11 protein-coding genes are annotated in these 12,485 nt (G+C 63.4%); 7 read left to right on the top strand and 4 right to left on the bottom strand.

The window, feature by feature from the left end:
- Window positions 1–122: 122 nt before the first annotated feature.
- Entirely contained in the window at window positions 123–1,490 is a 1,368-nt protein-coding gene (gene ffh, locus U5782_RS38370; protein ID WP_322049078.1) for a signal recognition particle protein, read from the bottom strand.
- A gap of 110 nt (window positions 1,491–1,600) precedes the next feature.
- On the opposite strand from ffh, the gene U5782_RS38365 reads away from it, so the two are divergent.
- From U5782_RS38365 to U5782_RS38335, 7 genes are all read left to right on the top strand, one after another.
- Entirely contained in the window at window positions 1,601–2,569 is a 969-nt protein-coding gene (locus U5782_RS38365) for an inner membrane protein YpjD (protein ID WP_322049077.1), read from the top strand.
- Between the two features lie 48 nt (window positions 2,570–2,617).
- The gene (locus U5782_RS38360) at window positions 2,618–2,956 is read left to right on the top strand and encodes a PP0621 family protein (RefSeq protein ID WP_322049076.1); all 339 of its coding nucleotides are present in this window, start codon (window positions 2,618–2,620) and stop codon (window positions 2,954–2,956) included.
- On the top strand, window positions 2,953–3,570 hold the full coding sequence (ampD, locus tag U5782_RS38355) for a 1,6-anhydro-N-acetylmuramyl-L-alanine amidase AmpD (RefSeq protein WP_322049075.1): 618 nt from the start codon (window positions 2,953–2,955) through the stop codon (window positions 3,568–3,570). Before U5782_RS38360 ends, ampD begins: the two co-directional genes overlap by 4 nt.
- Before the next feature lie 563 nt (window positions 3,571–4,133).
- A complete protein-coding gene (locus tag U5782_RS38350) occupies window positions 4,134–7,118 on the top strand; it encodes a ribonucleoside-diphosphate reductase subunit alpha (RefSeq protein ID WP_322049074.1) in 2,985 nt (994 codons plus the stop codon).
- Between the two features lie 607 nt (window positions 7,119–7,725).
- Window positions 7,726–8,949 carry a ribonucleotide-diphosphate reductase subunit beta gene (locus tag U5782_RS38345; RefSeq protein WP_322049073.1) on the top strand — a complete coding sequence of 408 codons (1,224 nt, stop codon included), beginning with the start codon at window positions 7,726–7,728 and terminating at the stop codon, window positions 8,947–8,949.
- A 93-nt stretch (window positions 8,950–9,042) separates the two neighbouring features.
- Complete coding sequence (locus U5782_RS38340; protein ID WP_322049072.1) at window positions 9,043–9,360, top strand: hypothetical protein; 318 nt, start codon at window positions 9,043–9,045, stop codon at window positions 9,358–9,360.
- Window positions 9,361–9,388: 28 nt separating this feature from the next.
- Window positions 9,389–10,060 carry a histone H1-like DNA-binding protein gene (locus U5782_RS38335; protein ID WP_322049071.1) on the top strand — a complete coding sequence of 224 codons (672 nt, stop codon included), beginning with the start codon at window positions 9,389–9,391 and terminating at the stop codon, window positions 10,058–10,060.
- Between the two features lie 302 nt (window positions 10,061–10,362).
- On the opposite strand, the gene U5782_RS38330 is transcribed toward U5782_RS38335, so the two are convergent.
- The 3 genes from U5782_RS38330 to tpx form a co-directional block, all read right to left on the bottom strand.
- Complete coding sequence (locus tag U5782_RS38330; RefSeq protein WP_322049070.1) at window positions 10,363–10,839, bottom strand: glycine zipper 2TM domain-containing protein; 477 nt, start codon at window positions 10,837–10,839, stop codon at window positions 10,363–10,365.
- Window positions 10,840–10,882: 43 nt separating this feature from the next.
- Window positions 10,883–11,824, bottom strand: a complete 942-nt coding sequence (locus U5782_RS38325) for a carbohydrate kinase family protein (protein WP_322049069.1) — start codon at window positions 11,822–11,824, stop codon at window positions 10,883–10,885.
- 80 nt (window positions 11,825–11,904) lie between these two features.
- Complete coding sequence (tpx, locus tag U5782_RS38320; RefSeq protein ID WP_322049068.1) at window positions 11,905–12,405, bottom strand: thiol peroxidase; 501 nt, start codon at window positions 12,403–12,405, stop codon at window positions 11,905–11,907.
- Between the last annotated feature and the right edge of the window lie 80 nt (window positions 12,406–12,485).

Here is a 12,485-nt window from a genome sequence, read left to right as displayed (position 1 = left end):
AAATAACGACGGCGCGCGCTACAGCAAAAACCCGCGCTTCATGATCCAACTCGCGCGCCGCGTCGTTTCGGGCCGCCCGCGCGCCTGTGCGCCGCGCGGCCCGGATATCAAAAAATCGTCGATCAGCGCATGCCGGGCATCATGCCCTTCATGCCGCGCATCATCTTTTGCAGGTTGCCGCCCTTGAGCTTCTTCATCATGGTGCGCATCTGGTCGTACTGGTTGAGCAGACGGTTCACTTCCTGCACCTGCACGCCCGCGCCAGCCGCGATACGGCGCTTGCGCGTGGCCTTGATGAGGTCGGGCTTGGCGCGCTCCTGGGCGGTCATCGAATTGATGATGCCTTCCATGCGGCGCATCTGCTTTTCGGCCTGACCCATGTCGGCGCCCGAAGCGGCCTGCTGGAACTGCGCGGGCAGTTTGTCCATGAGCGATGACAGGCCGCCCATCTTCTTCATCTGCGAGAGCTGCGCGCGGAAATCGTTGAGGTCGAAGTCGCCGCCCTTCTTGACCTTGTCGGCGAGCTTCTGCGCGGCCTGCACGTCCACGCCGCGCTGGGCTTCCTCGACGAGGGCGAGAATGTCGCCCATGCCGAGAATACGGTTGGCCATGCGATCCGGGTGGAACACTTCCAGACCGTCGAGCTTTTCCGCGACGCCGACGAACTTGATCGGCTTGCCGGTGATGTGGCGCACGGAAAGCGCCGCGCCGCCGCGCGAGTCGCCGTCGAGCTTGGTGAGCACGACGCCGGTGAGCGGCAGGGTGTCGTTGAACGCCTTGGCCGTGTTGACCGCGTCCTGACCGAGCATCGCGTCGACCACGAAGAGCGTTTCGGCGGGCTTGAGCGAGGCGTGCAGCGCGGCGATCTCGTTCATCATCGCCTCGTCGATACCGAGGCGGCCGGCCGTGTCGACGAGCAGCACGTCGTGATAGTGTCGCTTGGCCCAGTCGACCGCGGCTGCGGCGATCTCGACGGGCTTCTGGTCGGGCTGCGAGGGGAAGAAGTCGGCGCCGACCTGTTCCGTCACCGTCTTCAACTGCGCGATAGCAGCAGGGCGGTAGACGTCGCAGGAAACGGTCAGGACCTTCTTCTTGTACTTCTCGCGCAGGAGCTTGGCGAGCTTGCCGACGGTCGTGGTCTTACCCGCGCCCTGCAGACCCGCCATGAGGATGACGGCGGGCGGCGTGACGGCGAGGTTCAGCTCGACGGCCTTGCCTTCGTAGTCGCCGCCAATCACGGCGGTCAGCTCGCGCTGCACGACGCCGACGAGCGCCTGGCCCGGCGAGAGGCTGGAGATCACTTCCTCGCCTAGCGCCTTTTCCTTCACCTTGGCGATGAACTCGCGCACGACGGGCAGCGCCACGTCCGCTTCCAGCAGTGCGAGGCGCACCTCGCGCAGCATTTCCTGCGTATTGGCTTCGGTCAGCCGGGCTTCGCCGCGCAGCGTCTTGACGACGCGCGCCATCCGTTGAGTGAGATTGTCGAGCATGGGGAGGCGGTGAGCAGTGCGGCCCGGTGCGTGGAGCGGGAGGGCGGCGCGAATCGTTGCCGATTCGTCGCGATCCCGCGCGGCCAGGGGGCCTATAGTAAACTTCGAACATGGATATTGTACTGTATGCCCTCACCGTGCTCCTGTACGGCGGTCTGTGCGCCGCCGACTGGCGCGCATTGCGTCGCGCGAGCGTCGAGCCGCTCTTCGGCAGCGTGCCGCCGGTTCCAGTGACGGCCGGCCCAGCGGGCCGCATCGGCGCGAACGGCGGCGCTGGCGTCGCAGGTGGCGAAGCTGCGCGTGCGCGCAGTTTCGGTGCGCTTTCGCGCGCGCTGTTGTTCGTCGCGCTCGCGGCGCACGGCGTGCTGCTGCACATGACGATCTTCCCCGCCCACGAAATGATCTTCGGCTTCGCGTTCGCGCTGTCGGCGATGTTCTGGCTCGGTGCGGTGATCTACTGGATCGAGAGCTTTTTCTTTGCACTCGACGGACTGCGCCTGCTGCTGCTGCCGCTGGCCGCCGTGGCGTCGATCCTGCCGCTCGTGTTCGGCGGTGTGCGCGTGCTGCCCTATGCGGCCGCGCCGCTCTTCAAGCTGCACTTCGTGATCGCCAACGTGGCCTACGGGCTGTTCGCGATCGCCGCGCTCCATGCCGTGCTGATGCTCGCGGTCGAGCGTCGCCTGCATGCGCTCAAGGGCGTGGGCTTCCAGCGCAACGCGGGCAACAAGGGCGGCGGGTGGCTGTCGAACTGGGTCGAAACGTTGCCGCCGCTGCTGACGATGGAGAAGCTGTTGTTCCGTCTGATCGGCGCTGGTTTTGTCTTGCTCACGGCCACGCTGATCTCGGGCATCGTGTTCAGCGAGCAGTTGATCGATCGTCCGCTTTCGCTCGATCACAAGACGGTGTTCGCGATTCTCTCGTGGCTGATGTTTGGCGCGCTGCTAACTGCCCGCAAGATTTCGGGCTGGCGCGGGCGTTCCGCGCTGCGTTGGGTGATCGCTTCGTTCGTCGCGCTGTTGCTCGCCTATGTCGGCAGCCGCTTCGTGTTCGAAGTGCTGCTGCATCGTCCCGTCGTTTGACGCGCGGCGCCGTTCGCGGCGACGCGCCCTGGTTCGCACATTGATTCCATGAGACAGATTCTTCTCCTGATCCTGCTGTTTTTCGTCGGACAGTGGTTCTTCAAGACGCTGCGCCGTGCGCAGCCGCACGCACGCACTGGCGGCGATCCGCGTCAGCCGGGGCAGGGCGCAACGCAGGGCAATAGCCCGTTCGGCGCTAACCGTGCGAACGGTGCGGGCACGAACGCGGCGGGCGCATTGCCTGAGCCGATGGTGCGCTGTGCCGAGTGCGGCGTGCATGCGCCGCGCAGCGAGTCGGTGAGCGCGGGCACGCAGGTCTTCTGCAGCGCCGAACACGCGCGCGCCTACGATGCGCGCAAGAGCGGCCAGGACCGTCCTTCGCGATGAGCCAGGCAGTATCGTCGCAAGCATCGCCTTACGTCGTCGATGCGCAGGGCTGGGTTTCTCCGGCACATCGTCTGCCGTCGCCGAACTTCGAGGCGCGTCCCGGTGGCATGGTGCCGACGCTCATCGTCGTGCACAACATCAGCTTGCCGCCCGACACCTTCGGCGGCCCCGAGATCGCCGACCTGTTCCTCAATCGCCTCGACTGCGATGCGCATCCGTACTTCGATACGCATCTGCGCGGCGTGCGCGTCTCGGCGCATTTCGTGATCCATCGTGACGGCACGCTCGAGCAGTTCGTCTCGTGCGACGAGCGCGCGTGGCATGCGGGCCTGTCGAACTTCTTCGGGCGCGAGCGCTGCAACGACTTCTCGATCGGCATCGAACTGGAGGGCAGCGACACGCGGCCCTTCGAACCCGCGCAATATGCGACACTCGCGCCCCTCGTGCGAGCGTTGTGCGCGCACTATCCGATCGATGCGCTCGCGGGCCACTCGGATATCGCGCCGGGCCGCAAGACCGATCCGGGACCCCATTTCGACTGGGCGCGTCTGCAGCGCGAGACGCAACTGGGCGAGGTGTTCTTTCCCTATCTTCATGCGCGCGATGCGTCTTGAAGTGACGGCAGCGTCGTCTTGACGCATGAAGCGCAACTAAACAGATGACCTTTTGCCGCGCTAACCGTAGCGCGGCGTATGGGCTTTTTCGACGAAGGGAAATGGGCGTCGCGCGCAAATGCCCGCGCCGTCTAGGCTTCACGCGCTGTCAAGACTCCAGGCCGAAATTTTCTTCGTTTTTTCTTCTTTGACCGACCGGCGCTTCCACTATACTTCGTACCCGAAGCACTGATTTACACCATATGTTGTGTTGTTCGGCGGCGCCCCGCTCGGTTGAGCATGGCGCCGCACGCATTAGCGGCATAGGAAAAACTTGTGCGGTGCAGTCGGCCGAATAGCCGGCGCACCGGCTGATATCGAGAGAAAAGGTACAGCCAATGATCGCGGCATCCACGATGAAGACCGAAACGTTACGTGGTTCATCTGCCTTGCCGCATCCGGCAGCCTCGCCAGGCTGGCTTGCTCTCTCCGCTTGATCGTCCGCGCACACGGGGGCGCGGCATCCGTATCCGTATTAATTCGCGAATTTCCTTCGCACATTTCCAGGACCAGGAGCTTTGCACATGCAAACGACCGATAACGTCTCGACCCGGTATGAAGGCGCGTCTGCCGCGCACACGCTGGGTGGCCAGCCGCAGGACGGCCAGGCCGCAGCGCAGTTCGCCGACCATAAGGTGATTCGCCGTAACGGCAGCGTTGTGGGCTTCGAGCCGTCGAAGATCGCGCTCGCCATGACCAAGGCATTCCTGGCCGTCAACGGCGGGCAGGGTGCGGCTTCGGCACGCGTTCGCGAGCTCGTCGAGCAACTCACGCAGAACGTCGTGCGCGCACTCGTGCGCAGCCGTCCGAACGGCGGCACGTTCCACATCGAAGACATTCAGGATCAGGTCGAACTCGCGCTGATGCGCGGTGGCGAGCACAACGTCGCGCGCGCCTACGTGCTGTATCGCGAGAAGCGTTCGCAAGAGCGCACGCATGCGCCGGAAGCGGCAGCTGCGCCCGGCATCAACGTGACCGACAACGGCGTCACGCGTCCGCTCGACATGAACGCGCTGCGCGCACTGATCGCCTCGACCTGCGAAGGCCTCGGCGACGCAGTGAGCGCCGACCCGATCGTCGCGGAAACGGTCAAGAACCTGTACGACGGCGTGCCGATGTCGCAGGTCTACGACTCGGCGATCCTGGCCGCGCGCACGATGATCGAAAAGGACCCGGCCTACAGCCAGGTCACCTCGCGCATCCTGCTGCACACGATCCGTCGCGAAATTCTGGAAGAGGAAGTCACGCAAGCCGACATGAGCTGGCGTTATGCGGAGTACTTCCCGCAGTTCATCAAGCGCGGCGTCGAAGCCGGTCTGCTCGACGACAAGCTCCAGCAGTTCGACCTGAAGCGTCTCGGTAACGCGCTGAACGCGGGCCGCGATCTGCAGTTCGGCTACCTCGGTCTGCAAACGCTGTACGACCGCTACTTCCTGCACGTCGGCGGCACCCGCATCGAAATGCCGCAGGCATTCTTCATGCGCGTCGCGATGGGCCTGTCGCTCAACGAAATCGACCGCGAAGCGCGTGCGATCGAGTTCTACAACGTGCTGTCGTCGTTCGACTTCATGTCGTCGACGCCCACGCTGTTCAACTCGGGCACGCACCGCTCGCAGCTCTCGTCGTGCTACCTCACGACGGTCGCCGACGATCTCGACGGCATCTACGAAGCGCTCAAGGACAACGCACTGCTGTCGAAGTTTGCGGGCGGCCTGGGCAACGACTGGACGCGCGTGCGTGCACTCGGTTCGCACATCAAGGGTACGAACGGCAAGTCGCAAGGCGTGGTGCCGTTCCTGAAGGTCGTGAACGACACGGCAGTCGCGGTGAACCAGGGCGGCAAGCGCAAGGGTGCGGTCTGCGCCTACCTGGAAACGTGGCACCTGGACATCGAAGAATTCCTCGAGCTGCGCAAGAACACGGGCGATGATCGTCGCCGCACGCACGACATGAACACGGCGAACTGGATTCCCGATCTGTTCATGAAGCGTGTGATGGAAGGTGGCGACTGGACGCTGTTCTCGCCGTCGACCTGCCCGGATCTGCACGACCTGTTCGGCGCCGATTTCGAGAAGGCTTACGTCGCTTACGAAGAGAAGGCCGCGCGCGGCGAGATCAAGCTGTTCAAGAAGCTGCCGGCCGCGCAACTGTGGCGCAAGATGCTGGGCATGTTGTTCGAAACGGGTCACCCGTGGATCACGTTCAAGGATCCGTGCAACATCCGTTCGCCGCAGCAGCACGTGGGCGTCGTCCACTCGTCGAACCTGTGCACGGAAATCACGCTGAACACCAGCGACACCGAAATCGCCGTGTGTAACCTCGGCTCGGTGAACCTCGTCGCGCACATGGTCGAACAGGCCGACGGCACGTTCGCACTCGACCACGAGAAGCTCAAGCGCACCATCAGCGTGGCGATGCGTATGCTCGACAACGTCATCGACATCAACTACTACGCGGTGGCGAAGGCGCGTAACTCGAACCTGAAGCACCGTCCGGTCGGCATGGGCATCATGGGCTTCCAGGACTGCCTGCACGTTCTGCGCACGCCGTTTGCTTCGCAAGAGGCCGTGGAGTTCGCTGATCGTTCGATGGAAGCCGTCTGCTACTACGCTTACTGGGCGTCGACGGAGCTGGCAGCCGAGCGCGGTCGCTACTCGACCTACCGCGGCTCGCTGTGGGATCGCGGCATCCTCCCGCAGGACACGCTCAAGCTGCTCGAGGAAGCACGCGGCGGTTACGTCGAAGTCGACTCGAGCGAGACGATGGACTGGACCTCGCTGCGCGAGCGTATCGCGTCGCACGGCATGCGTAACTCGAACTGCATCGCGATCGCACCGACCGCGACCATCTCGAACATCATCGGCGTGTCGCCGTGTATCGAGCCGACGTTCCAGAACCTCTACGTGAAGTCGAACCTCTCGGGCGAATTCACGGTGGTGAACGACTACCTCGTGCGTGACCTGAAGTCGCGTGGCCTGTGGGACGAAGTCATGGTCGCCGACCTGAAGTACTTCGACGGCATGCTCTCGCGTATCGACCGCGTGCCGGCCGATCTGCGCGCGGTGTACGCGACGGCGTTCGAAGTCGATCCGACGTGGCTCGTCGAAGCGGCTTCGCGTCGCCAGAAGTGGATCGACCAGGCGCAATCGCTGAACATCTTCATGTCGGGTGTCTCGGGCAAGAAGCTCGACGAGATCTACAAGCTCGCATGGGTGCGTGGCCTGAAGACGACGTACTACCTGCGCACGATGGCGGCGACGCACGTCGAGAAGTCGACGGTTGCACACGGCGCGCTCAACGCGGTGCCGACGGGTGGTGCAAGCGGCGGCGGTGCAGCCGGTGGCGCGAACGGTGGCGCAGGCTTTGGCGCCGCTGGCGGCAACGGTGGCTCGACGGTGCTGCAATCCGCGCCGCAGCAGGCAGTCGAAGCCGCACCGGAAGCAGAAGGTCCGGTGTGCATGATGCGTCCGGGCGACGATGGCTTCGAAGAGTGCGAGGCTTGCCAGTAATGCGGCAGCGCGCGGTGCAAGACCGCGCGCATCGAGCAGGACTTCAAGCAGGACTTCAAGCAGTACGCGGGTAGTCAACAATAGTAGTCGTAGCGTTTGAAAGGCGGTGCGCGCAACGTGCGCCGCCTGTCTCTCCCGGCAGCTCCCGGCGATACGCGGCACGCGCGTTGCGTGCGGCAGGCTTCAGGAATCCCTGGGGTTTTTCACGAGGCTCGGGATGGGCTGCGCAAAGACATACGATGCGCGCAGCGAGACAGCAACATCGAGGCAGACGAACATCGCGAAGTCTGTCGTTGCAGCAGCGCAGGACGCATGACACGCGAAGTGAAAAGAGGCAGCAGGCAACGTGTGAAAGACACGCGATGCACACGCTCTTTCATCGACGCTCACGATCGCGCGAAGACCCGCAATCGCGTCTCAACAGTGACGCTCGAGCAACGCAGAAGCGAAGCTTGCGCACCGTTCACGCGAGTCGATCAACACGATGCGATAACAAAGTGTTGTATCGAGGTCGCAACGCGAATCGAAAACAGGTTTTTTCGTGTGCGAACCCTTTTACCGCTCACGAAAAGATGGTACAAACCGTTCTAAATTGATGGTGACATTTATGCTCAACTGGGATGACGAGAACACGGCCGTAACTCCGTCGAGCGGTGCGCAGCAAAACGCAATGCGCAACCTCGCGGGCCAGGCTGTCTCTGTTCCGGGCATGCAGTCCACACTGCACTCCGCTCCTCAGTCTTCTTCGGCGCAAAACATCTTCGCCGCCGACTTCGCAGTCGCATCGCCGCAGCAAGCGCCGGTCTCGGCCGAAGGCCGCGTGAATGTCGCCGACAAGCGCATCATCAACGGTCAGACCGACGTGAATCAGTTGGTCCCGTTCAAGTACAAGTGGGCCTGGGAGAAGTACCTGGCTGGCTGTGCGAATCACTGGATGCCGCAGGAAGTGAACATGTCGCGCGACATCGCCCTGTGGAAAGACCCGAATGGTCTGACCGAGGACGAGCGCCGCATCGTCAAGCGTAACCTCGGCTTCTTCGTGACCGCCGACTCCCTCGCCGCCAACAACATCGTGCTCGGTACCTACCGGCACATCACGGCGCCCGAATGCCGCCAGTTCCTGCTGCGCCAGGCGTTCGAAGAGGCGATCCACACGCACGCGTACCAGTACATCGTTGAATCGCTCGGTCTCGACGAAAGCGAGATCTTCAACGCGTACCACGAGGTCAAGTCGATCCGCGACAAGGACGAGTTCCTGATCCCGTTCATCACGACGCTGACGGATCCCTCGTTCAAGACCGGAACGCTCGAAGCCGACCAGACGCTGCTCAAGTCGCTGATCGTGTTCGCCTGCATCATGGAAGGTCTGTTCTTCTATGTGGGCTTCACGCAGATTCTCGCACTCGGCCGCCAGAACAAGATGACCGGCGCCGCAGAGCAGTATCAGTACATCCTGCGCGACGAGTCGATGCACTGCAATTTCGGTATCGACCTGATCAACCAGATCAAGCTCGAAAATCCGCAGCTGTGGACCCCGGCGTTCCGCGCGGAGATCACCGAGCTGTTCAAGGAAGCAGTCGAACTCGAATACCGTTACGCGGAAGATACGATGCCGCGTGGCGTGCTCGGCCTGAACGCATCGATGTTCAAGAGCTATCTGCGCTTCATCTGCAACCGTCGCTGCCAGCAGATCGGTCTCGACGCGCTGTTCCCGAACGAAGAGAACCCGTTCCCGTGGATGAGCGAAATGATCGACCTGAAGAAGGAACGCAACTTCTTCGAGACGCGTGTGATCGAGTATCAGACGGGCGGTGCGTTGTCCTGGGAGTGATCCGGACGCACTGCGGAGTCAGTCTTTTGGGGTTGCCGCGAGGCGCTACGCGAGCGCCTTCGCCGGCATGACGATTAGGAGCAGGAACGCCTGATGCAAAGCGTGCCCGGAGCCCTGGTGGCTCGATTACGTGCAAGGCACTTTGCGAACCCTTCAGAGGGATGGGCAAACTTCCCCCCGGAAAAAGGCGCGAGCCGTGTGGCTTGCGCCCTCAACGAACGTTGCCTGGTGTCGGTAGCCGACGCCGGAAAGACTTGGCGCGCCGTGCTTTTCAGCACGGTGCGCCTTACCGCATTCATTAGCGTAAGCGCGCGGGACCAGCGTACGCCGATGAATAGCCCGCTTTGTAGCGTGCGCCCTGAGAAGCGTTTGCGGGAAGCGGGTTTTGACGAAGGGTGTAGTTTGAACTGACTCTCATCTGAACCTGAAGGAGAAAAAAATGGCAACTGCCAAGAAGAAACCGGCGGTCAAGAAAGCCGCAGCAGTGAAGAAGGTTGCAGTCAAGAAGGCTGCTGCTCCGGCGAAGAAGGCCGCAGCGAAGAAGGTCGCAGTGAAGAAGGTTGCTGCGAAGAAAGTCGCCGTGAAGAAGGTTGCTGCAAAGAAGGCAGCACCGGCGAAGAAGGCAGCACCGGCGAAGAAGGTCGCAGCGAAGAAGGTTGCAGCCAAGAAGGTCGCCGTGAAGAAGGTTGCTGCGAAGAAGGCAGCGCCGGCCAAGAAGGCCGCACCGGCGAAGAAGGTTGCAGCCAAGAAAGTCGCGGTGAAGAAGGTTGCCGCGAAGAAGGCAGCACCGGCCAAGAAGGCCGCCGTGAAGAAGGTTGCTGCGAAGAAGGCAGCGCCGGCGAAGAAGGCTGCGGCTGCGAAGAAGGCTGCACCGGCGAAGAAGGCAGCTGCCAAGAAGGCCGCGCCTGCGAAGAAGGCTGCTGCCAAGAAGGCTGCGCCTGCGAAGAAGGCAGCGCCTGCCAAGAAGGCCGCAGCGAAGAAGGCTGGCAAGAAGGCTGCCGCTGCTGCGCCTGCTGCTCCCGCTGCGCAACCGGCTGCGCCCGCAGCAACGGTCAAGACTGCCCTGAATCCGGCCGCAGCATGGCCGTTCCCGACCGGCAGCCGTCCGTAAGCAGTACGAGCCGAAGCGCGCGAGAGTCAGTTAAACAACGCGTGCTTCGGTGGTCGGGCCGGGTGGCGAGTCCATCGGGTCCGATCTGCAATCCCGTCGCTGGATATTCCGCGACGGGATTTTTTTCGTCTGCTGGTTTTGTCGGCGGGCGGTGAGACGGGCGCGGACATGAAAAAAGGCGCATGCACAGGGGAGAGCATGCGCCTGAGGTTCCGCAGGGTAGGCACAAAGCGCCGCGCTGCGGTACAGGGGAAACCGGTCTTCAATTCGCTGGCGTGGATGTAGCCGAACGCCAGGTCAGCTTAGTGCGTCACGCGCGTCACACCGCCGCTCGAGACGAGGCGAACGCGTTCGCCCGCCTGGAACACTTCGCCCGTGGCCGACTGCGTGATGGCTCGGTAGTCGCCGTTGTCGAGGCGCACGGTGATCTCGAGGCCGTCGTGCATTGCCACGCCGTTCTCGACCGCGTTGCCGGCCACGGCGCCCGCGATGCCGCCGATGATGCCGGTGACGATCGAACCGCGCCCGCCGCCGATCGCGCTACCCGCTACGGCGCCCAGTGCGCCACCGCCAACCGCGCCCAGACCGCTGGGCTGGCCGTTGTTCGAGCTGATCTTCACCGCACGCACGCTGTCGACCGTGGCCATGCGCACGGTGGCTTCACGCTGCGCCTGCGAGGCCGTGTAGACGTCGGCGGAGCTGCTGTTATAGGCACAACCCGTCATGGCGAGCGAGCCCGCGATCATGACGGCCACAATCAGACGACTTGTTGTTTTCATTTCCCGTAACTCCAGTGCGCGCCGTTCCTGCGGCGCTGCGTATTCAGAGCGACAGTTCGTATCCGAACGCCGCCTTGAATCGTTCCTTGATCTGCGCCTTCGTGGGCGCATAGTTCTGCGGACCTTGCTGCTCGATCTTGAGCGCGCCCATCAAACTGGCGAGACGCCCGGTGGTCGCCCAGCCGAGGTTGTTCTCGATGCCGTAGAGCAGACCACCGCGGAAGGCGTCGCCGCAACCGGTCGGGTCGAGCACCTGCTCGGCCTTCACCGCGGGGATCTCTTCGATCGTGCCGCTGTGGTAGATCTGCGAGCCCTGCTCGCCGCGCGTGATGATCAGCGCATCGACCTTGCTGGCCATCTCGTCGATCGACCAGCCGGTGCGGTGGCTCACAAGGTTGGCTTCGTAATCGTTGACCGCCACATAGGTCGCAAGTTCAATCGCGCGACGCAGCGACGCACCATCGAACAGCGGCAAACCTTGACCCGGATCGAAGACGAACGGGATTCCCGCCTTCGCGAACTGCTCGACGTGCTGGACCATGCCGTCGAAGCCGTCCGGCGCGACGATGCCGAGCTTGATGCCAGGAGCTTCGTCCGCCTTGTTCACGTGCGACTGCATCATTGCGCCCGGGTGGAAGGCCGTGATCTGGTTGTTTTCGAGATCGGTCGTGATCATCGCCTGCGCCGACCACATGTCGGGCAGCACGCGCACATGCGCCGTGTTCAGGCCGAGTGCGTTGAAGCGGTCCATATAGGGCTGCGCATCGGCAGCGCCGAGCGTCCCCATGATGCGCGCGTCGCCGCCCAGCAGGTGCAGCGAATAAGCGATGTTGCCCGCGCAGCCGCCGAATTCGCGGCGCATCGTCGGCACGAGGAAGCTCACGTTCAGGATGTGCACCTGCTCGGGCAGGATGTGCTCCCGGAAGCGACCCTCGAAGGTCATGATGTTGTCGTAGGCGAGCGAGCCGCAGATGAGCGTAGCCAAGGCGGGTAGTCCTGTGATGCGTGTGATGAAAGAGGGCGGCGCGCGGCGGCATGTGCCGTCTCGCGCGCCGCCGCTCGTGATTACTTCAGCGCGGCGAGGGCGGCGTCGTAATTCGGTTCGTTCTTGATTTCACCGACGCGCTCGGCGTACACGACGTTGTCGTTGGCGTCGATCACGACCACGGCGCGCGCCGTGAGGCCGGTCAGCGGGCCGCTCGTGATGTCCACGCCGTAGGCTTGCGCGAACTCATGACCGCGGAAGGTCGAGGCCGTGACGACGTTCTCGATGCCTTCGGTCGTGCAGAAACGCGTAGCGGCGAACGGCAGGTCGCCCGAGATCACGACGACGGCCGTGTTGTCGAGCTTGGCGGCCGCTTCGTTGAACTTGCGCGTGGAGGTGGCGCAGGTCGGCGTGTCGAGGCTCGGCACAATGTTCAGAACCTTGCGCTTGCCGGCGAAATCGGCGAGTGCGACGGGCTTCAGATCCTTGCCGACGAGCGAGAACGTCGGGGCCTTCTGGCCGGGCGCCGGGAAGGTGCCTGCGACGTCGATCGGGTTACCGCCTAGCGTGACTTGACTCATGATGTGCTCTCCGGATTCAAAGCTGTTGTGGTGAGTGGCGCACCCGGCGTGGCCGGGCGCTTGGGGCGCGCGCCCGCGCG

Source organism: Paraburkholderia sp. J67 (assembly GCF_905220265.1).
In the GTDB taxonomy this organism is placed as follows: domain Bacteria; phylum Pseudomonadota; class Gammaproteobacteria; order Burkholderiales; family Burkholderiaceae; genus Paraburkholderia.
This window is presented reverse-complemented; position numbering and strand designations above follow the sequence as displayed.